Annotated in this window: 19 protein-coding genes; 4 read left to right on the top strand and 15 right to left on the bottom strand. The window is 69.9% G+C overall.

Translation table 11 applies throughout. The features are described 5' to 3' along the window. Window positions 1-11: 11 nt before the first annotated feature. Together IW249_RS12625 and IW249_RS12620 are read left to right on the top strand one after the other, a co-directional pair. The gene (locus tag IW249_RS12625) at window positions 12-1274 is read left to right on the top strand and encodes an ATP-binding protein (RefSeq protein WP_196920899.1); all 1263 of its coding nucleotides are present in this window, start codon (window positions 12-14) and stop codon (window positions 1272-1274) included. A gap of 356 nt (window positions 1275-1630) precedes the next feature. Beyond that, window positions 1631-2932, top strand: a complete 1302-nt coding sequence (locus IW249_RS12620) for a hypothetical protein (protein WP_196920898.1) — start codon at window positions 1631-1633, stop codon at window positions 2930-2932. A gap of 51 nt (window positions 2933-2983) precedes the next feature. Here IW249_RS12620 and IW249_RS12615 read toward each other — a convergent pair whose 3' ends face one another. Continuing rightward, on the bottom strand, window positions 2984-3637 hold the full coding sequence (locus IW249_RS12615; protein ID WP_196920897.1) for a CGNR zinc finger domain-containing protein: 654 nt from the start codon (window positions 3635-3637) through the stop codon (window positions 2984-2986). Window positions 3638-3850: 213 nt separating this feature from the next. On the opposite strand from IW249_RS12615, the gene IW249_RS12610 reads away from it, so the two are divergent. Next, window positions 3851-5092, top strand: coding sequence for an MFS transporter (locus IW249_RS12610; protein ID WP_196920896.1), 1242 nt, complete (start codon window positions 3851-3853; stop codon window positions 5090-5092). Window positions 5093-5180: 88 nt separating this feature from the next. On the opposite strand, the gene IW249_RS12605 is transcribed toward IW249_RS12610, so the two are convergent. After that, window positions 5181-6566, bottom strand: coding sequence for a glycoside hydrolase family 6 protein (locus tag IW249_RS12605; protein WP_196920895.1), 1386 nt, complete (start codon window positions 6564-6566; stop codon window positions 5181-5183). A 526-nt stretch (window positions 6567-7092) separates the two neighbouring features. Here IW249_RS12605 and IW249_RS12600 point away from each other — a divergent pair. After that, entirely contained in the window at window positions 7093-8073 is a 981-nt protein-coding gene (locus tag IW249_RS12600; RefSeq protein ID WP_196920894.1) for an AraC family transcriptional regulator, read from the top strand. Between the two features lie 32 nt (window positions 8074-8105). On the opposite strand, the gene IW249_RS12595 is transcribed toward IW249_RS12600, so the two are convergent. The 13 genes from IW249_RS12595 to IW249_RS12535 all read right to left on the bottom strand — a co-directional run bounded on the left by IW249_RS12595 (window position 8106) and on the right by IW249_RS12535 (window position 20225). After that, window positions 8106-9083, bottom strand: a complete 978-nt coding sequence (locus IW249_RS12595) for a carbohydrate kinase family protein (RefSeq protein WP_196920893.1) — start codon at window positions 9081-9083, stop codon at window positions 8106-8108. Window positions 9084-9098: 15 nt separating this feature from the next. After that, window positions 9099-10544 carry an adenosylhomocysteinase gene (gene ahcY, locus IW249_RS12590; protein ID WP_196920892.1) on the bottom strand — a complete coding sequence of 482 codons (1446 nt, stop codon included), beginning with the start codon at window positions 10542-10544 and terminating at the stop codon, window positions 9099-9101. A gap of 105 nt (window positions 10545-10649) precedes the next feature. Further along, window positions 10650-12113: a peroxidase family protein gene (locus IW249_RS12585; protein ID WP_196920891.1), complete on the bottom strand. Its 1464-nt coding sequence runs from the start codon at window positions 12111-12113 to the stop codon at window positions 10650-10652. A 154-nt stretch (window positions 12114-12267) separates the two neighbouring features. Further along, the gene (locus IW249_RS12580) at window positions 12268-13653 is read right to left on the bottom strand and encodes an acetyl-CoA carboxylase biotin carboxylase subunit (protein WP_196920890.1); all 1386 of its coding nucleotides are present in this window, start codon (window positions 13651-13653) and stop codon (window positions 12268-12270) included. A 2-nt stretch (window positions 13654-13655) separates the two neighbouring features. Further along, the gene (locus IW249_RS12575) at window positions 13656-13985 is read right to left on the bottom strand and encodes an acetyl-CoA carboxylase biotin carboxyl carrier protein (protein ID WP_196920889.1); all 330 of its coding nucleotides are present in this window, start codon (window positions 13983-13985) and stop codon (window positions 13656-13658) included. 97 nt (window positions 13986-14082) lie between these two features. After that, a complete protein-coding gene (locus IW249_RS12570) occupies window positions 14083-15744 on the bottom strand; it encodes an acetyl-CoA carboxylase carboxyltransferase subunit alpha (RefSeq protein WP_196920888.1) in 1662 nt (553 codons plus the stop codon). After that, window positions 15741-16211: an SRPBCC family protein gene (locus IW249_RS12565; RefSeq protein ID WP_196920887.1), complete on the bottom strand. Its 471-nt coding sequence runs from the start codon at window positions 16209-16211 to the stop codon at window positions 15741-15743. The genes IW249_RS12570 and IW249_RS12565 overlap by 4 nt, the downstream gene beginning before the upstream one ends. Window positions 16212-16215: 4 nt before the next feature. Next, window positions 16216-16473, bottom strand: a complete 258-nt coding sequence (locus tag IW249_RS12560) for an acyl carrier protein (RefSeq protein ID WP_091394916.1) — start codon at window positions 16471-16473, stop codon at window positions 16216-16218. Then, a complete protein-coding gene (locus IW249_RS12555) occupies window positions 16470-16931 on the bottom strand; it encodes a cupin domain-containing protein (RefSeq protein ID WP_091394919.1) in 462 nt (153 codons plus the stop codon). The genes IW249_RS12560 and IW249_RS12555 overlap by 4 nt, the downstream gene beginning before the upstream one ends. Window positions 16932-16933: 2 nt before the next feature. Further along, on the bottom strand, window positions 16934-17941 hold the full coding sequence (locus IW249_RS12550; protein WP_238690777.1) for a class I SAM-dependent methyltransferase: 1008 nt from the start codon (window positions 17939-17941) through the stop codon (window positions 16934-16936). After that, entirely contained in the window at window positions 17938-18279 is a 342-nt protein-coding gene (locus IW249_RS12545) for a TcmI family type II polyketide cyclase (protein ID WP_196920886.1), read from the bottom strand. The genes IW249_RS12550 and IW249_RS12545 overlap by 4 nt, the downstream gene beginning before the upstream one ends. Window positions 18280-18283: 4 nt before the next feature. Beyond that, window positions 18284-19906 (bottom strand): FAD-dependent oxidoreductase, encoded by a 1623-nt coding sequence (locus IW249_RS12540; protein WP_196920885.1) that lies wholly within the window; start codon window positions 19904-19906, stop codon window positions 18284-18286. Next, window positions 19899-20225 (bottom strand): antibiotic biosynthesis monooxygenase family protein, encoded by a 327-nt coding sequence (locus IW249_RS12535; RefSeq protein ID WP_130406888.1) that lies wholly within the window; start codon window positions 20223-20225, stop codon window positions 19899-19901. Before IW249_RS12535 ends, IW249_RS12540 begins: the two co-directional genes overlap by 8 nt. Between the last annotated feature and the right edge of the window lie 4 nt (window positions 20226-20229).

Raw genomic sequence — 20229 nt, 5'->3', positions numbered from 1 at the left:
ATCCTTACGCCATGCCCCCACCGCATCTGATCCCCCGCCGCGCCGCTGCGCAGGTCGACGCCGCCCTGGCTGACACCCGTGTCGTTCTGATCAGCGGAGCACGGCAGTCGGGCAAGAGCACCCTGGTGCGCATCGTCGCCGGCGATCGTCTGGCCGAGCGCCGCGATCTTGATCGGGCTCAGGACCGGGCGGCGGCGATCGCCGATCCGGTCGGGTTCGTGGACTCCTCCGAACTCCTGGTCATCGACGAGATCCAGCGCGCTCCGGAACTCCTGTTGGCCATCAAGGCAGCCGTCGACGAGGACCCCCGTCCCGGTCGGTACCTGCTCACCGGCTCGTCTCGCCTGTTCGGCATGGTGGCCGCCCCGGACGCCCTGCCCGGCCGAATGGAAACCGTCGAGCTCTGGCCGTTCTCCCAAGGCGAACTCGAGGGAGCACCGGACGGATTCGTCGACGCCGTCTTCACGCTCGGCGCGGACCTGCGACACGAGTCGGACGTGACCCGCGCCGACTACGCGGCCCGAATCGTGCGCGGCGGCCTACCCGAGGCCACCACCCGAACCGACCCGCGCCGCCGCCAACGATTCCTCGACGCCTACGTCCAGGCGCTCATCGACCGCGACGTCCGGCAGTTGTCCGACATCCAGCACAAGGGCGAACTCCGAAAGCTGGTACGCCTCCTCGCGGCCAGGTCCGCGACCATCATCACCGCCAACTCCCTCGAATCCGCCCTCGGACTGAGCCGGCCCACGATCGCCCGCTACCTCCAAGCCCTGGAAGAGATCTTCCTGATCAAGCGGATCCCCGGTTGGTCCCGCAACCTCGGCACCCGCGCCACCGCCGCGCCAAAACTGATCTTCGTCGACTCGGGCATCGCCGCCAACGAGACCGCGACCGACGCCCGGGCTCTGCTCCGGCCGGGCACACCGTTTGGGCCACTGCTCGAATCATTTGTCCTGTCCGAGTTGTCCCGCCAGCTCACCTGGTCCAGGCAGTTCGTCGACCTGTCCCACTACCGCGACCAGAGCAGGTACGAAGTCGACGCGGTGCTGGAGAACAGAACCGGCCAGGTGATCGGGATCGAAGTCAAAGCAGCCACCACCGTCGGGCCCGACGACTTCCGCGGGCTACGCCGACTCGCCGACCGCCTGGGAGACGACTTCGTCGCCGGCATCGTCCTCTATACCGGAACCTCCACGCTGCCGTTCGGCGACAGACTCCGCGCCATGCCGGTCAGTGCCCTGTGGCAGGTTTCCGCCCCGACAGCAGACTGACCTCGCTCGCAGGTCGCTCCTCAGCCGGTCACCGGTTCACCCACGTTGGCATCCGCTTGAGGAGTACAGCGCCCAGCCGCCGTAGACCGGTGAGAGCCACGCGGCGGGCGTGCTGTCCCAGTAGCTGATGATGGCCGGGCTCCGAACGGCACATCGTCGATTTGCCGGAGCCGCAGGCCGCCAGCGCCATACGCTCAGTCGCAGAGCCAGCCAACCTTGAAGCGTCCCTGGACCGGTTCCTTGGGTCGACTCGATACCGGGGTGGAGGAAGCGATGGTGGAGTCACCGGTGCGGGGTGATCCACCCAGGCGACGAGGCGGCGGGCTCGGGACCTCCGAGGTCGTCACGGTGAGCCGGTGACCCGGGACGGCCAGGCGTCGCGCCGGCCCGCTTTCGCCGTACCGCTGCTTCTGGTTGTGCTACTCGCGGCTTGCCTCGCCGCACCCGCCCGGGCGGCCGACGGACCCGGCGGCAACGGCCTGCCGCGCGCCGGCGACCTGACCGGAACCCCCACCGCCCTGCAGAACGTGCCGCCGGAGATATCGGCGGTGGCCGACGGCGAACTGATCGGATACCGGATGCCGGGGATCCGCGGCGGGCAGGTTGACGCGACGGCGATGCTGTTCGTGCCGACCGGAGCGCCGCCGCCGGGCGGGTGGCCGCTGCTGGTGTGGGGGCACGGCACGGTCGGTTGGGCGCCGGAGTGCGCGCCCAGCGTCCAGTTGCAGCAGCGAGGCGTCTGGGCAGACGGTCCGAACGCCGCCCTGTTCGCCGCCGTCCTCGGGATGAGGATCGCCATCGTGGCGCCCGACTACGAAGGGCTCGGCTACCTCGACCGGGGCGTTGTTGAGGGACACGGTTACTACCACCTGTCCAGCGAGGGCCAATCGATGATCTACGCGGCGGTGGCGGCGCAGCGGTACCTCGGCGCCCGCCTGTCCGGCCAGTGGGTGCCGGCGGGGTGGTCGGAGGGCGGGTTCGCGGCACTGGCCGCGGCCTCTTACGCCGAGGAGGCCAGCCAGGTCGACCCGGCCCTGGACTACCGGGGCACGATCACCCTCGCCCCGGTGCCGGACGTGCCAGCCATGAACCAGGTCCTGTGGCGCGAAATCCGGGCCGCCGCCGGGTCTGGCCGGGAGCCAACCGCGCACCAGATCGACCAGTTGGTGTTCGCCAACGCGGAGACGATCTACTTCACCCGGACGCAGCAGCTCGCCGGCTACGGCATCGACCCCGGGCAGGTGTACGGGCCGAACATGCTGCGGATCTACCGGGACAACTCGCGGGCCTGCCTGACCGACCTGAACCGGCTGGTCCGGCAGGACATCCTGAACTACCTGCGCGACGACCCGGCGCACCGCCTGGACACCTACCCAGGTGTACGCGGCGACGCGCCCAACGCGCTGCCTGAGAACCAGCGGTTCTACGCCGAGAACCAGGGACGGCTGGAAAACTCCACGCTGCCCGGATCGATCCTGTGGCTGTACGGCACCGACGACATCACCAGCCCGGCCGCGGTCACCTACGCCACCGTCAACAAGATGCTGATCAACGGGAACGACATCAACCTCGGCGTGCTCGAAGGGGCCGGCCACTACGACGTGCCGGTCGACGGACTCCCGCTCATCGAGGCCCGGCTTCGGCAACTCTTCGTCTGACCGGTGGAACCACGCCTGAAGTACACCTCTCCACGACGAGCACCACGTCGTCTACCCGAGGAGACCGGGCCGGGCGGCGCGGCGACGCTCGGTGAGCCGTCGCGCCTTCACCACGTTGCCGCAGTCGGCCATGCGACACCAGCGGCGGGATCCGTTGCGGCTCTGATCGAGGAAGAGCCAGCCACAGCCACCTTGGAGCACCGGGCAGCGGCGCACCCGGGTCAGGTCGGCCGTCAGCATGACGTCGAGGGCGGCCTCGGCGATCCGGTCGGGCACCAACATGGCCGGCACCGTGCCGTAGGCCAGCCGCACCCGGGACGAGTCGAGCGTGAGTCTTGCTCGGGCGGCTGCGCCGGACCAGCGCTGATGTAGTGCGACCAGTGCGGCACCGGCCGCGATGGGGTCGCCCACCGTGCCACCGTCCGCGTCGGTGATCGTCGCTAGCAGCACAAGGTGGAGGCCTTCACGGATGTCGCGCACGGTGGCCAGTCCCGCGTGCGCCGCCGCAGGCTCGTCGCGCCATGCCCGGCCCACCTGCTCGGCCTCCGCGTCGCTGACCACGGCCACCCGGACCGACCAGCGCAGCAGAGCGGAACTGTCGGTCAGGAAGTCGTGCGGCGACTCACCCCCTCGTTCGAGGGTGTTGGCCAGATCGAGTGCCGGGTGCCCGCCGACCAACGGCAGCTGGCACACGTCGAGAGGCATGCGGCAAGGCTACCAGCTAAGCCTTCCAAGGCGGTTACTCCTGACGCCCACACCTCGTGCCTGAATTCGGCGTACGCCTGTGGCTTCGCAGCGCGAAAGAACGAGGGATGGACGTCTGCCTATGCTACCGTCGAACCCCAGTTAACCGGAATCATGACGCCCGCGTGTGTGACTGCTGCTCGTTCCACTCGTCCAAGACCTGGGAGGTAGCCGATGACGCACCAACGACGTGCGGTCTATGCCCTCGCCGCGTTGTCCGCCGCCACTTTCTGTTACGTCACCACCGAGGTGCTTCCGATCGGGTTGCTCACGCTGATCGCGCCGGACCTGGGACGCTCCAGGTCCGAGGCCGGTCTGCTGGTGACCGGGTACGCCGTGGTGGTCATGATCGTGGCCCTGCCGCTGACCCGGGTCACTCGGCGAGTGCCGCGGCGCCCACTGCTCGCCGGCGCCCTCGGTGTGTTCGCCGCGGCGACGGCGGTGTCGGCCTTCGCCACCTCCTACGAGGTGTTGCTCGCCGCGCGGTTGGTGTCCGCCACCACCAACGGTGTCTTCTGGGCGGTGGTGTTTCCGGTGGCGATCTCGATGTTCCCCACGAACATCCGAGGCCGCATCGTGGCTCGACTGTCGATCGGCAACGCTCTCGGCCCCGTCCTCGGCGTGCCACTGGGCACCTGGTTGGGCGGGCAGGCCGGGTGGCGGGCCGCCTTCGTCGCGATGGCCATCTTCGGCTTCGTCACCTGCGTCGCGGTCGCCCTGCTCCTGCCGAGCGTCACACCGCAGCAGAGTGCGGGTGACGTCGGGCCGATGCCGGACCGGCGCCGCTTCGTCGTGCTCCTGATCGCCACCATCCTCGCCGTCACCGGCGCCATGGGCGCGTTCACCTACATGACCGTCTTCCTCCTCGACGTCAGCGGATTCGCCGCAGCATCTCTCGGCCTGCTGCTCTTCGTGCAAGGCTCGTTCGGCGTGGCCGGCACCTGGGCGGTCGGTCGGTTCCTGGACCGCTTTCCACTCGGTGTCGTGCTGGTCCTACTCGGGCTCCTCACCGCCGCGATGCTCGGCCTCTATGGAGTCGGCGCAAGCAAGGTGTTGACGATCCCGTTGCTCGCCGTGGCGGGGATGTCGTTCAGCTCGCTGATCGCGGGAATCCAGCACCGCGTCATGCAGGTGGCCCCGTCGACCACCGACATGGCGTCGGCCAGCCTCAGCGTCGCGTTCAACTTCGGCCTCGCTGCCGGCTCGTTCATCGGCGCGGGCCTGCTGGCGACGGCCGGAGTGCGCGTCATCCCGTTGTTCGGTGGCCTGCTGACGGCGGCGGCGATCGCGTTGCTCGCCGGCCACGAGATGTCCCGCAGGAGGAGACAGCACAGAACCGACCGCGGCGATTGGCCGGTTCGGCCGGCCCACGGACGCGATGCCGAGGAGTCAGAGGCCACCAGCGTGCGGACATAACTGGCGCGGCCCGGCTCGCACACCAGGACGGGGGCGGGCCCGGCGCGGAGAGTGGTCCTCCACGCCGGGCCCGCCGCAGCGGCTGGGGTCAGCTGGTCACGCAGTCGGCCAACACGCCCGGGCCGGTGCCAGTGCCCTGGAAGCCGAAGTTGGTCGACTGCCGGCCGAGGACTCGTCCGTTGTAGCTCACGTTGGTGAACCCTACGGTTCCGCTGGTGCCGCTGACCTGGGCGTTCCAGGCACTGGTGACCGAGCCGCCGGGCAGCGCGACGGTCACGGTCCAGCCGTTGATGTCCGACTTGCCGGCGGTGACCGTCACGCTCGCTGTGAAACCGCCAGCCCACTGGTTGACCGCGATCGACGCGTAGCAGCCGTCACCGGCTGGCGGGGTGGTGTTCGGAGGGGTGGTCGGCGGCGTGGTCGTCGGCGGGGTCGTGGTTGGGGGAGTGGTCGTCGGCGGCGGCGTCGTCGGCGGGGTGGTCGTGGGCGGGTTGGGCGCGCCATTGGCCAGGCTGAAGGCCAGGTCGGGCTGGAACGAACCGGCCGTGAACCGGCAGCCGTCCGCCTCCCCCGGCGGCTTCACCCACAGGTACGCGTCGATGTTGGCATCGCCGGTGTTGGTCGTCGGGTACTGCCCGATGCGCCGGTCGGTGTTGTCGTCGCCGCACCAGTCCCCGCTGGCGCCCCCGTTACGGCTGGTGTCGATGACCTGGCGTTTGCCCGAGATCCCCATGCCGTTGAGGGAGGAGATGACCGCCCGACCGAAGTTCGCCTCGCTGGAGGTGGAGTTGTAGTTCGACACGTTGGTGAAGAAGCCGTCGGCGTACTGCACGCCGGCCGCCCGGAGCCGGTTGGCCGTCTCACCAGCGCTGTTCCAGGTGGAGTGGCCGCCGTCGAGGTACACCTTGGCGTTGGCGTTGCCCGACTTGATGGTCCGGGTGGCCGTCGAGATCGCCTGGTTACGCGCGTTGATCTCCGCACTGCTGAGGCACGTCAGCAGTGCGAGCGAGTCGGTTTCCAGGATGATGATGACGGTCTGGTTGCCCAGTCCCCTGGCGAAGTTGGACACCCACGTCTGGTACTGGTTGAGGTCCGGCGCGCCACCGGCGCTGGCTCCGCCGCAGTCCCGGTTGGTGATCTCGTACACGGCCAGCACCGGGATCTGCTGCGCCGCGTTGGCCGCCCCGATGAACCCGGAGACCTCGGACTGCACTGTCGAGGGATTGAAGTTGGCGAACCAGCGCGCCTGCGGCTGACTCGCGATCTTGTCGCGGATGACGGCCGTACGCGAGTCGCCGGGGTTGGCGGCGACCCAGCGGACGACTGCCGAACTCGGGTCGCGGTAGAGCGACCCGGACAGCGTGCCGGCGGAGGCGCTGCTGACGGCGAGGCAGACGCCGACGGCGGTGGCGCCCGCGACGGCCGCCACGCTGATGGCCGCCGATCTGCGGCGGAGCGAGGAGAGGATAGCCACGACGTGTTGCCTCCAGATCACATAGATGTATCTAAGTTCATGGGAGCGTTCCCATGGACGGTAGCGGAGGCGCGGACCCCTGCCAAGGTGTGAACACTCGTCGATGGGGCAGACGCCTCCGCGACCGGGTGTCGGGGCACGCTCCTCAGGAGCCCGACGCTCCCCTATCTCTGAGTCACCGGGCCGGATGTCAGACGAAATGAGACGTGGTGTCGGGAGCTGCCGGGGTAGGAGGTCCCGCAGACGGACGATGAGAGGCGTTGTCATGAACCTGGGCTTTCTCCGACCGCGCCACTGCCGCGGACGGAGACGTGAACCGTTGGACGCGGGTGCCCTTGCCCGACTGCTTGACCAAGGGCACCCGCCGGATCACCCTGGCAACGGCCCCGAGCGGCGATCCACGTGCTGCATATCCGCAGCCAGGGCCGTATCGCCATGCGAGCGGGCCGCGCGCTACGCCTGCCGCGAAGGTGATGCGTATCGTGGATAGAACGGCTGCGGAGTCCTGGGCAGGGAAGGCCTCGACATGACAGACGGCACCGTCTACTCGGGCCCGCACTGGCACCGCTACGCCACCAGCGACACCGATGAGGCGCACGACTTCGTCCGGCGGGCATTCCTCGACATCAAGGTGCGGTCCTCCGGTGGGGGCCGCGACGGAGCCGGCCTACGCGCCGTCACCACCACGCTCGCCGACGTCGGCGTGACGCGGCTGCACTACTCGGCGCGCACGCAGGTCCAGACGGCCCCGGACGGCGACCTGAACATCACCCACCTGATGGGCGGTCGCTTCACCGTCGCCAGGGCCAAGGACGAGTACCGCCTGCGGTCCGGGGACGTGATGCTGATCCTGCCGGACCACGCCGAGGACCTCGCCTACGACGACGTCGACACGTTCGTCGCCCGCCTTCCCCGCGCCCTGCTGGAGAAGGTCGCCCATGCGGAGACCGGCATCAGCGGTGCGGACCTGTGCTTCGACAGCTCGAGGCCGATCTCGACGGCGCTGGGTCGCCACTGGACCCAGACCGTCTCCCACCTGACCCGCAGCGTCCTCTCCGACCCTGCCCTGATGGCCAACCCACTGATCGCCGGGAACGCCCGCCACCTGCTCGCGGCGACGGTGCTGGCCGTGTTTCCCAACACCGCCCACGCCGCGGTCCTGCGGGCCGTCGGCGACGTCACTCCCCGGGCGATACGCCGAGCCGTCGCCTACGTCGACGACAACGCCGACCAGCCGCTCACTGTCGACCAGATCGCCACAGTGGCCGGCGTTCGCCCCCGCGCTCTGCAACTCGCGTTCCGCCGCCACCACGACACCACCCCGATGCAGTACGTCCGCCGGGTCCGCCTCGAACGCGCGCACCGCGACCTGCAGGCCGCCGACCCGGCCACCGGTGTCACCGTCACCATGATCGCCAGGCGCTGGGGCTTCACCCACCTCGGACGCTTCAGCACCGACTACCGCGCGGCCTACGGCAGCAGCCCCAGCCACACCCTGCGCACCTGACGCCACTACCGGTCTGCGTCGACGTCGCGCGGTCAGACCCGGGCCAGACCCAGCGCGCGCACGTCGACCGCGACGTCGGGGCCGTAGGAGTCGGCGATGCGGCGCTCGAAAGCGTCGGCGTCGATTGTGTACTCCTGTGGGCCCTCGACCTCCAGCACGTGCGCCGCCAGGACGCAGCCCACCTGTGCCGCACGCTCGATGGGCAGGTCGGCGGCGAGCGCGGCGAAGAAGCCGGCCCGGAAGCCGTCGCCGACACCGGTCGGGTCGACGATGCCGCCCACCCGCGCCGCCGGCACCAGGAAGTCGCCGTCCTGCCCGGTGATCCGTACCCCGTTGGCGCCCAGGGTCACCACCCGTACGCCCACGCGGCGCAGGATGTCGTCCTCGCTCAGCCCGGTCTTGGATTCCAGCAGCGCCGCCTCGTACTCGTTCGTCAACAGGTAACGAGCGCCGTTGATCATCGCCTCGATGTCGGCCGCCGGCATCCGGGCCAGTTGCTGTGACGGGTCGGCGGCGAAGGGCAGGCCCAGTCGGCGGCAGGCGGCAGCCCGGGCGAGCATCGTGTCCGGGTTCTCCGCGGCGAGGATGACGAGCCCGAGGTCACCGGCGCGCGCCGCGACACCGTCGAGGCTGATCCGGTCGGGTTCGCCCATCGCGCCGGGGTAGAACGACGCGATCTGGCAGAGGTCGGTGTCGGTGGTGCAGATGAACCGGGCGGTGTGCGCGATGGCGCTGACCTGCACCTCCGAGCAGTCGACCCCGTGCCGCTCCAACCAGCTGCGGTAGTCGCCGAAGTCGCCACCGACCGCGCCGAGCAGCACCGGCCGGTGCCCGAGTTGGGCGAGCCCGAAGGCGATGTTGGCCGCGACCCCGCCGCGACGGACGACGAGGTCGTCGACGAGGAACGAGAGCGAGACGGTGTCGAGGCTGCCGGCGATGAGTTGCTCGGCGAACCGCCCCGGGAAGCGCATCAGATGGTCGGTCGCGATCGAGCCAGATACGGCGATCATGCGGGGCGGGCCCTCTCAGTAGCGGTAGTGGTCGGGCTTGTAGGGCCCTTCGACCGGGACGCCGAGGTAGTTGGCTTGTTCCTTGGTCAGTTCGGTCAGGCGGACACCCAGCGCGGAGAGGTGGAGTCGGGCGACCTTCTCGTCCAGGTGCTTGGGGAGGGTGTGGACACCGATCGGGTACTGGTCGGTGCTGGTGAACAGCTCGATCTGCGCGATGGTCTGGTTGGCGAAGCTGTTCGACATCACGAAACTCGGGTGCCCGGTGGCGTTGCCCAGGTTCAGCAGCCGACCCTCCGACAGCACGATGATCGAGTGGCCGTCGGCGAACCGCCACTCGTCCACCTGCGGCTTCACGGTGATCCGCTCGACGTCTCCGCGTTTCGCGAGACCGGCCATGTCGATCTCGTTGTCGAAGTGGCCGATGTTCCCCACGATCGCCTGGTGCTTCATCCGCGCCATGTGCTCGTTGGTGATCACGCTGAAGCAGCCCGTGGCGGTCACGAAGATGTCGGCGGTCTCGACCACGTCGTCGATGGTCGCGACCTGGTAGCCGTCCATCGCCGCCTGGAGGGCACAGATCGGGTCCACCTCGGTCACGATGACCCGCGCCCCCTGACCACGCAGACTCTCGGCGCAGCCCTTGCCGACGTCGCCGTAGCCGAACACGACGGCGACCTTCCCGCCGATCAGCACGTCGGTGGCCCGGTTGATCCCGTCGATCAACGAGTGTCGGCAGCCGTACTTGTTGTCGAACTTGCTCTTGGTCACCGAGTCGTTCACGTTGATCGCCGGGAACAGCAGGTTCCCCGCCTGCTGCATCTCGTACAGCCGGTGCACACCGGTCGTGGTCTCCTCGGTCACCCCCTTGATCCCGGCGGCGACCCGCGTCCAGCGGCGGTTGTCCTCCCGCAGCGACCGCGTCAACACACCGAGGATGACCTCGTACTCCTCCGAGTCGGCGCTCTCCGGCGACGGGACCGCCCCGATGGCCTCGAACTCGGCACCCTTGTGCACCAGCAGCGTGGCGTCACCACCATCGTCGAGGATCATGTTCGGGCCCTGCCCGTCCGGCCAGAGCAGCACCTGCTGGGTGCACCACCAGTACTCGTCGAGGGACTCGCCCTTCCAGGCGTAGACCGGGACACCCGCAGGGGCGTCCGGGGTGCCGGTCGAGCCGACCGCGATTGCCGCCGCCGCGTGGTCCTGCGTGGAGAAGATGTTGCAGGACGCCCACCGGACCTGCGCGCCGAGCGCCACCAGCGTCTCGATCAGCACCGCCGTCTGGATGGTCATGTGCAGCGAGCCGGTGATCCGCGCACCCTTCAACGGCTGCCGCGAGGCGAACTCCCTCCGGATCGACATCAGACCCGGCATTTCATGCTCGGCCAGCTCGATCTCCTTACGCCCGAAGGCCGCCAACGACAGATCCGCCACCTTGAAATCGCTGAAGTCGCCAGTCATGCCCGCACCCTCCCCCAGCCGCGTCGAGGACCGTTGGAGTCCCGTTCAACCGGGCTCGTGCTCCGCACACCGGGCCGCCCGGGCCCGGGTGCGGAGCAAGCGCCGTCAGGAGTTGCGGCTGGCCGGGTCGACCCGCGCGTACGTGAGCAGGTCGGCCATCGTGAACTGGCCCGAGAAGCGGGCCGGCAGGGTCGGACGCCAGCTGGGCTGCACCTTCAGGTAGCTGGCCGGGTCGAGCTGGGCGATGCCGATGAGCACCTCCGCCACGATTCGCCCACCGACCGCCCCCAGTGAACCGCCACCGGCCTGGAGCTGTGCCTCCTTGAGGATGTAGTAGAAGAGCGGGGTGTTGGAGTCCAGGCCGAGGCCGTACCCACTGAGCTCCGGGAAGTTGAAGCTGCCGAGTGCCGGCGCCCCGATGTGTGCGGCGATCCGCTGGCCCGACGGGATGCCGAAGGTGAGCTGACGGAGCAGGTCACGTCCGAGCAGGTTGGCCGACGGGGAGCCGGAGGGCGGCGGTGGCAGCGGGAAGCCGAACAGTGGCGTCGAGTTGCGGACGTCGATCCACTTGCTCCACCGCACCTGGCCGTCGAAGAACTGGAACCAGAACTGGTAGTCGAGGTAGCGGCGGGCGGCCCGCTTCCCACCGCGCAGGTCGGCCGGGTCGGCGCCGCTCAGCGCCGGGTCGAAGAGCATGGCGTAGAACTCGTCGCCGCCGTTGCCGGTCCGGTTGACCAGGTAGGCGGGTCGCGGCTGGCTGTGGCCGAAGCGGAACGCCGCCGCTGTGAACTCGACCGGGATGAACGTCGCGTTCGGCTCCGGCTTGTAGAAGCGGCGGCCTCCGTTGAGCACTGTGGAGACCGTGCCCGGGCCGGCGATCAGCGGCAGGAACTCGTTGAGCACGATCCACTGGTAGTGCCAGGTGACGAGTTGCCGTGCGGCGCCGAAGACCTGGGCCGCCGGGGTGCCCTGTGCCCGCACCAGGTCGACCACCCGGTTGTGGAAGAGGATGAACGCGGCCGTGATCTGCGCGATCGGCAGGTTCTCGTCGTTGCGGACGTCGAAGACGATCGCCCTGCCACTGGAGTTGCGCGGCAGGTCTTCGAAGCGCCCGCCCGACTCGATCTTGAGCTTGGCCGGATCGGCCGAGTTGTAGAGCTCCGGGTTTCCGGTCGGCCCGCCGCCATACAGCGAGTCGAGGTCGAGGGCTGGAGTCCGCGGGTTGGGCACAGTGGTCGGGTCGACCGGCGTGCCCAGCGGCGCCGTCGTCTCGAAGGCCAGGTCGTGGTCGACGAACTGCCCGAAGTACGTCATGCCCTGCGGGATCGAGAAGTTGTCGGGGTCGTTGATGCTGTGCTGCTGCAGGTCGGCGAGCGCCTCCGCGCCGACGCTGAGTGGGTCGCGGGCGTCCATCGGGCCGCCGACGCGCGACAGGTCGATCAGCGCGTTCCGCATCTGGGTCGTCGCCGACCCGAACGCCGGCAGCGACGGGAACATCCGACCGAACCGGTTGGAGAACGCCGCCGCTGCGGGCGCCGCGTCGAGCAGGACTCCCCCGGTGCCGGCCACTAGCGCCCCCGCGCCGACTCCGGCCAATAATCGCCGTCGGCTGACACCTCGAGAAGCGTTGTCAATTGCCATGTCGGCCACCTTCCGTCCGCAGGCGCCCGCGTGGACGCACGGGCCGCAAACCCGCGAACCGGCAGCAGTGTGAACCCTTCGGTTAGTGGCGCCCTGGAGCCTCGGTGGTGTCCGGCTGGAGGCCGGTGAGCATGGTGTCGACCAGCGAGGTGTCGTGTTTCGCGGCGCGGAACAGTGGGTGGTCGAGCGTCGATCGGAGGAACTCCCGGGTGGTGGCCACACCTGGCCCTTCGATGGCGCACTCGTCGAGGGCGCGGGCCATCCGGGCCAGGGCCTGGGTGCGGTCGGGCGCCCAGACGACCACCTTCGCGAGGAGGGAGTCGTAGTCGGCCGGCACCCGGTAACCGGCGTACCCGTGCGTGTCGACCCGGACGAACGGGCCGGCGGGCAGGTCGAAGCGGGTCAGCTCACCCGGCGTCGGTACGAAGCCGCGCGTCGGGTCCTCGACGTTGACGCGGCACTCGATCGCCGTGCCGCGCTGCGTCACGTCGGCCTGCGTCAGCGCGAGCCGTTCACCGGCCGCGACGAGGATCTGTTGCCGCACCAGGTCGACGCCGGTCACCAGCTCGGAGACCGGGTGCTCGACCTGGAGCCGGCAGTTGACCTCCATGAGATGGAAGTCGTCCCCGCCGCCGACCAGGAACTCGAAGGTACCCGCGCCCACGTAGCCGACGCCGAGCGCGCCGGTGACCGCGGCGGCGGTCATCCGGTCGACCATGTGTTGCGGCAACCCGGGCGCGGGTGACTCCTCGATCAGCTTCTGGTGGCGCCGCTGCACCGAGCAGTCGCGCTCGCCGAGGTGGATGCCGTTGCCGTAGCGGTCGGTGAGCACCTGGACCTCGACGTGGCGGGCCGACTCGAGGTAGCGCTCGATGTAGACCCGGTTGTCGCCGAAGAGCAGCTGCGCCTCGGCCCGCGCGGAGGCGAACTCGCCCAGGAACGAGGCCGGGTCACGGACCACCCGTACCCCCCGACCACCGCCACCGGCGACCGCCTTGATGATCAGCGGGAAGCCGATCTCCTCCGCCACCACGCGGGCGTGAGCCGCCGACTCGACGGCGTCGGTCGTGCCGGGCAGCACCGGCAGGCCGAGGCCCGCCATGATGCCCCGCGTCCGGGCCTTGTCGCCCAGCGCGGCCATCACGGCGGGCGGCGGCCCGATGAACGTGATCCCGTCGGCCTCACAGATCTCGGCGAAGTCCGGGTCCTCGGAGAGGAATCCGTAGCCCGGATGGATCGCGTCGGCCCCCGTGCGACGGGCCGCCTCGATGATGGCCGGGGCGCTCAGGTAGCTGCGTCGGCTCGGACCCGGCCCGATCTGGACGGCTTCGTCGGCCAGCCGCACCACCGCCGAGTCGCGGTCGACTGTCGAGTAGACCGCCACCGTACGCAGCCCCATCTCCCGGCAGGTCCGGGCGATCCGGACCGCGATCTCGCCCCGGTTGGCGATCAGCACCGACTCGAACACTGTCAGCCCTCCGAAACAGCTAAGGCGATCAACCGTTCGCCGTACTCGACCGGAGTCGCGTTGGGTACCAGCACCTTCACGACCTCGCCCGCGCGGTCGGCTTCGACCGGGATCATCATCTTCATCGCTTCGAGGATCGCGACCTGCTGGCCGGGCACGACATGGTCGCCCTCACTCACGAACGGGTCGGCACCGGGCGACGGCGCGAGGTAGAGCGTCGCGACCATCGGCGCGCACACGTAGTGCAGGCCGGCGTCGGCCTCCACCAGCGGGACCGCCGGGACCGTCGCGGCCACCCCAGGCGTGCCTTCCGGCCACTCCACCTCGACCACCAGGTCGCCGTGCTGGAGCCGGGCACGACGGACCGGACCTGGCGTCGATCCGATCAGCCGCGCGAGACTGCGGACCGCGGCGTCCAGCGGGTCGGCGTCACCCTCCGACATTCGTCACACCTCCGATCTGTCGGAAGCGGGCCCGGCGATGGGCCCGCACCTCCTCGCGGTTGAGACCGGCCAACTCCGCCAAGGCGTCGACAACCGCCCGGTGTACGGCCGACGCGGTCGCCCCGGGATCGGCCGGCGCCCCACCGGGCGGTTCGGGAACCACTCCGTCGACGATGCCGAGCGCCAGCAGGTCGCCGGCTTGGAGCTTGAGCTGCGCGGCTGCCTCGTCGGCCCGACCGGAGTCGTTCCAGAGGATCGCGGCGCAGCCCTCCGGGCTGATCACCGAGTACGTGGCGTTGGCGAGCATCAGCACCCGGTTGCCGACGCCGAGGGCAAGCGCGCCCCCACTACCGCCCTCGCCGGTCACGACCGCCACGACCGGAACCGTCAGCCCGGCCATCAGCCGGATGCTGTCGGCGATGGCGAGGGCCTGTCCGTTCTCCTCCGCCGAGATGCCGTGGTAGGCGCCGGGTGTGTCGATCAGCGTCACGATCGGCGTCCCGAGCTTCTCGGCCAGGCGCATCAGTCGGGCCGCCTTGCGGTAGCCGGCCGGTGTGGCCATGCCGAAGTTGCGACTGGCCACCTCGGCGACGGTGTGGCCCTTCTGGTGGCCGATCACCACGGCGGGTCGCCCGTCGATCAGGCCGACGCCGCCGACGATCGCCGGACAGTCACTCGCGAGCCTGTCGCCGTGCAGCTCCACGAAACCGTCCACGAAGTGGCCGATGTAGTCCAAGGTGGAGGGACGACCGAGGTCGCGGGACAACGCCACTACCGCCCACGGGTCCGCCGACTCGGGGGGCGCGGTCGCCCGTACCCGGTAAGGATCCGGCGCGGACCGCTCCGCCCCCGCGAAGGCCAGCAACCGGCCGATGGTCTGCCGCAGGTACGAGCGGGGCACCAGGTCGTCGAGCATGCCGCGCACGAAGAGGTACTCGGCGGTCTGGAAGCCGGCCGGCAGCGGCTGACGCAGCGTCTGCTGGATGACCCGCGGCCCGGCGAAGCCGAGGCGCGCGCCCGGCTCGGCGAGGATGACGTCGCAGAGCGTCGCGAACGATGCCGCGACGCCACCGTAGGTCGGGTCGCTGACCAGCGAGATCGTCAACACCCCGGCCTCGTCGAGGGCGCCGAGCGCCGCGCTCGTCTTGGCCATCTGCATGAGCGACAGCACGCCCTCCTGCATCCGGGCACCGCCGGAGGCGCTGACGATCAGCAGCGGCGTACGGGTCTCCAGCGCCAACTCGGCCGCCCGGGTGATCCGCTCACCGACGCCCGAGCCGAGGCTGCCGCCGAGGAACCGGAAGTCCATGACAGCCGCGATCAACGGCTGCCCCTCGACAGTGCCCCGGACGCAGACCACCGCCTCGTCGAGGCCGGTGCGCCGGCGGGCGGCCTCGATCCGCTGCGGATAGGGCTTGGTGTCGACGAACCCGAGCGGGTCGCCGAAGGCGCCGACCGGTGGCAGCTCCTCGACCGAGTCGAGATCGAAGAGCTGCTCGATCCGCTGGTGCGCGGTGACCTGGTCGTGGTGGTCGCACTCCGGGCAGACGCCCAGGTTGCGCTCGACCCGGCGCTGGTAGAGCAACGCCCGGCAGCCCGGGCAGATCAGCCAGCTCTTGCCGACGGGCGTGTTGACGGTGGCGGTCATGACTGCCCGCGTTCGGCCGCGGCCTTCTCCACGATCTCCCGGATGCGTGCCTGCTGCTCACGTGTGGTCCGGTTGAGGTGGGCGGCCATGCCCTCGTCGTCGGCGTGCCCACCCGGCCGCATCTCGAAGTCCTGCACCCACCGCATCCGCACCCCGCCGTCCGGGATCTCGGTGTACTCCCAGAACAGGTTCATGTACTTGAAGGCGCCGGTCTCCAGCCGCCGTGCCCGCACCACCCGGTCGGTGCGGTCGGGCACCCGCTCGGAGACCCAGCTCCAGACCCGACCGGCCGGGTCGGGGTGCATGGTCAGGCGGAAGACGACGGCACCGTCGGCGGACGTCGAGAGCACCTCGGTGCTGGCGTACTCGCTGAACAGGGAGGGCCAGTTGGGGATGTCGTTGGTCAGGTCCCAGACGAGGTCTAACGGTGCGTTGATGACGACCGCGTTGTCAGTGTGTCCGGCCATGGGGTCACCGATCCGCGAGTCGTTGGTTGACGTAGTCGACGGCGAGCCGCGGCGTCTTCATGATCGACACCGCGTCGTCGGGGATGCGCACCTCGTACTCCTGCTGCACCCGCGCCGCCAGCTCCAACAGCGCGAGCGAGTCGTAGCCGAGGTCGTCGAACGGCGCGTCGAGCGTCGCCGGATCGGCCCAGTCGGTCTGCTCGACCACACCGGAACTGGTCTCCAGGATCCGACGCAGGTCGTCGAGGGTCAGCTGGCTCATGAGTTTCCTCCCGTCGGTCGTTGCCACCCGTCGCGTACGCCGCCGACCTGCGGCACCGGCGACTCGGGGTGCGGGACCTCCTCGGTGTCGACGTGGCCCAGTTCGGGGCGCGGCGCGAGCGGGCTGATCTGGAACACGATCAGCGCGGTCTCCCCACCGGCGTTGACGATGCGGTGCCGCTGGCCGCGACGGACCATGAGCGCTTCGTCGGCCGCGAGCTTGACTTCCGCGCCGTCGACCCGGATCACGACCTCGCCGCGCACCAGATAACAGAACTTGTCCGAGTACGGGTTGTACTGCTCCGCCAGGAACTCGCCCGGCTCCAGCCGGACCGTGCCCATGAAGCCCTCCGTCGCGTCGACGGTCTTCGGGCTGAGCAGGATCCGCACCTCGCCGCCGATCCGGTTGATGCCGGGCACGTCGGTGGCGGCGACCTTCACGATCGGTTGCCGATGCATTGTCATCCCTTCTCTGCGACGAGCACTCGGAACGGCAGATCCGTCGGGTGGACGGTGGCCGGGCCGAAGCCCGCCGCGGCGAGGGCCCGGTTGTAGGCGGCGACGGAGTGCGACTCCCCCTCGAAGGTCCAGACCAGCATCAGCACCGAGAAGAGGTACGGCGCCGGGTCCAGGGCCGGCGACTCGTCGCCAGTGGTGAAGCCGACGATGACCAGCCGCCCACCCGGCTTGACCACGGAACCGAGCCGGTTCACCAGCTCGTGCACCCGCTCCTCGGAGAAGTGGTGGGTGACGTTGGTGAGCAGCACGACGTCGTAGGGGCCGCCGAGATCGGTGGTGAACATGTCACCCGGCAGGAACGACGCCCGGTCGCGCACACCGAGCCGCTCGGCGTGCTTCTCCGTCACGGCGAGCACGTTGGGCCAGTCCAGCGAGGTCACCGCCGCCTGGGGGTTGTGCTGCGCGAGGGTGTAGCCGTAGACGCCGTGACCGCAGGCGACGTCGAGGATGTCGAGCTCGGCGCGCTCCTTCGTCCACGGCGCGAGCGCCTCGGCCATCACCTCGGCGGTCGGCTGGGCGACCTTCGTCGCGTACGCGGCGAAGTCCTCCCAGTAGGTGTACTCCGGGGTCTCGGCGTGCACGTCGAGCACTGTGCCGCCGGCCCGGACGGCGGCGCTGAGGTCGCGTAGCGCGTCCCACTCCCAGTCGCTCGACATCACCTTGACCATTCCGCCCAGGTAGTCGGGGCGGGTGCTGACCAGGTGGTCGGCGGCCGCCGGGGTGAGCGAGAAGTGCTCGCCGGTCCGGTCGGTGAGACGGATCGCGGTGAGCGCGTCGAGCAGGATCCGCGCGCCTCGCGGGTGGATGCCGAGCTTCGGAGCGAGCCCGCTGGCCGTGGCCGGGCCCGCGGCGAGGGCGTCGAAGACGCCCAGTTCGACAGCGGTGCGCAGCAGGCTCGTCTTCTTGTATGCCTGCATCATGTCGTTGATGTCGCGGCGGGTCAGCGTCACGTGATGCTCCCTGTCTCGGGGCTCCAGGTGTAGAAGGGCGTGGCCTTCGAGTCCTGCAACTCGGTCATGCTGTCCGGCGCGTAGCGCTGCAGGTAGGCCGAGAGGCGCCGGTTGACCTCCTGGAAGTCCGCGCGGGCTCGGGCCGCGAGGAGCTTGTCGAAGACGTCGGTGTCGGCCTCGAGCAGGTGCATGTAGAGGTCCTGATAGCGGAAGAGCGTGCGCCGCGAGATGCCGACGACGTAGGGCATGTCGCCCTTGTCGTGCTCGGCGAAGAGCTCGGCGACCGCGTCGGCGTGGCCGGGGGCCATCCGCATGACCATGAGGGCGCGGTAGGACATGTGTTCACGCTCCCCGCAGGATCGTGGCCAGGGCGGCGGTCAGGGTCTGCGCCTGGTCGTCGACCGGGCCGGCGCTACGCCAGGCGACGATGCCGTCGGGGCGTACCAGCAGCGCCCCGCCGGGGCCGACGCCACAGCTCGCCAGCCACGAACCGTCGTCGGCGAGGTCACCGTCGGGGCCGGCGGTCAGCGCCCTGATCGGGAGCCCGGTCTCCGCCGAGACCGCCTCGGCCGCCGCGAGCCACGCGTCGTCGCCGGGAGCCGTGGCCAACGTCCAGCCCTCGGTCAGCACGTCGATCGTGGAGACCCGAGCGCCGTTCTGGTCGACCCAGCCGTGCGGGGCACGCGATCCGGGCTGGCCGGTGAAGGTCAGCTCGCGGGGCAGCAGCTCGGTGTCGGCGGGCGCGCCGACGATCGCGTTCGAGGTGTACCGGTAGCCCATCGTCACGATGACGAAGTCCCGATAGGCGGCCTTGTCCTCGTCGGCGAGCTGACCCCGGGTGCGGAAGAGCATCCACGCCTGGTCGGCGGTCGCGGCGCCGACCGGACGACGTTCGGCCTCGTAGGAGTCGAGCAGGCTCTCGTCGGCGTGGCCCTGAAGCACGTCGGCGAGCTTCCATGCCAGGTTGTGCGCGTCCTGGATGCCGGCGTTGACGCCGAAGCCGCCGGCCGGCGGGTGGGCGTGACAGGCGTCGCCGGCGAGGAAGACCCGCCCTGCCTGGTACGCGTCGGCGACCATGTGCCGCGCGTCCCAGGGCTGGGCCGACTCGACCTCGACCTCCAGCTCGGGGTCGCCGGCCGCGATCCGGGCCAGCTCGACGCAGCGCTCCGGGGTGAAGTCGGCAGGTGACTGCCCCCGCTCCGGGTAGTAGTTGACGCCGAACATCCACCGCCCCGGCTCGATGAAGAGCAGCAGACCCTGGGCCAGCTGGTTCATCAGGTAGATCAGCGTGAACCGGGGTGCCGTGTCGGGCAGGTCGACCTTGGCGCGGAAGATGATGCTGACGAAGTTCCCGGCGACGCCGTTGCTGCGGTCCCCGATCTGGAGCATGTTCCGGACGGGGCTCTTCACGCCGTCGGCGGCGACGACGTAGCGCGCCCGGATGGTGCGTGTCGTGCCGTTGTCGTTGACCGTCGCGGTGACCCCGTCCTCGTCCTGGGTCAGCCCGACCAGCTCGTTCTGGAAGCGGATCTCCGCGCCCGCCTCGACGGCGGCGTCGTGCAGCAGCGGCTCGTAGTGGTCCTGGCCGCACCAGATCGGCCAGCTCGGCGTGAACGTGTCGTAGGCGACGTCGTGCGCCTCCATGACGAACGACTTGTGGAGGTCGGCCAGCGACTGGGCGCCGAGCATGACCAGTGGTGTGGCGCGGCCGGCGCGGACGAGGTCGAGTTCGGCGCCCGGCCCGACGATCTTCATGCCGGCCTCCTGCACGGCCGGCTCCAGGCCGACGGTGCGGAAGATCTCCACGGTGCGGGCGTGCAGACCGGTGGCGCGGGGGATCGTCGACAGTCGGGGCCGACGTTCGACAAGGATCGGCCGGATCCCCTTGCGGGCCAGGAAGAGCGCGGTCGACAGGCCGACCGGGCCGCCGCCGACGATCAGGACGTCGGTGCTTCCGTCAGACATGAGCGTCCTCCGTGTAGACGACTTTGTAGAGGTGGCGTTCCGGCGTGGCGATCGCGCGTACCTCGCCGAAGTGGGGGTGGACCTCGGGGTTCTTGAGCATCGCTGTGAAGTGCTCTTCGCTCTTCCACTGCGCGTAGTTGACGACCCGGGTCCCGTCGAGGCTGGCGTGGATGTTCGCCGACACGAACCCGTCGACCTTGGACATCACCGCGTCGGTCGCCTCGATCAGGATGTCGACGAGCTTCTGCTGGTTGGCCGGCTCGACGGTGAAGACGTTGACCATCGTCACGACCGGCTGGTCGATGCCGATGTGTGCCATTGCG

Source organism: Micromonospora vinacea, assembly GCF_015751785.1.
Taxonomy (GTDB): domain Bacteria; phylum Actinomycetota; class Actinomycetes; order Mycobacteriales; family Micromonosporaceae; genus Micromonospora; species Micromonospora vinacea.
The sequence above is the reverse complement of the archived record's forward strand: the minus strand, read 5'-3'. Positions and strand labels throughout refer to the sequence as shown.